Annotated in this window: 1 protein-coding gene; it reads right to left on the bottom strand. The window is 61.5% G+C overall.

The genetic code is table 11. From position 1 onward, the window contains the following. Nucleotides 1–55: 55 nt before the first annotated feature. Nucleotides 56–496 (bottom strand): SPFH domain-containing protein (locus tag AC1D0P_RS28565; RefSeq protein WP_477679818.1); only part of this gene is annotated, 441 nt, incomplete at its 5' end.

Below are 496 nucleotides of genomic sequence, written 5' to 3'. Positions count from 1 at the left end.
GCATAGAGCAGTCCCTCAATTACCAGGAAAAAAGCGATTCCGGTGAGGAAATCGGTCATTTGCTGGCGGGTGTCGTCGTCTGGGCCGGGTTCTTCGGCAGCTCACTGTTGAAATATTGGAAGAACTCCGAATCCGGCGGCAGCACCAGAGTCGTGTTCGGTGTGCTGAACGCGTCCGCATAGGCAGTCATCGACCGGTAAAATGCGTAGAATTCCGGATCCTGGGAGAAAGCCTCGCCAAAAACCCGGTTGCGCTCGGCGTCGCCTTGGCCGCGCAGGATCTGCGCGTCCTTTTCTGCGGCGGCAATGATTTCCACCTTGCCGCGGTCGGCGACGGCCTGACGGCGTTGCGCGCCTTCATTGCCGCGGGCGCGGATCGCTTCGGCCTCGGCGAGACGCTCGGCCTTCATGCGGTCATAGGTCTGCTGCGACACTTCCTTGGTGAGGTCGGTGCGGCGGATGCGGACATCGGTGATCGTCAGGCCAAGGGACTGGGC

Source organism: Polaromonas sp. P1_G2, from assembly GCF_056405515.1.
Note: the sequence above shows the minus strand (reverse complement) of the source record. Positions and strands in the feature narration are given on the sequence as shown.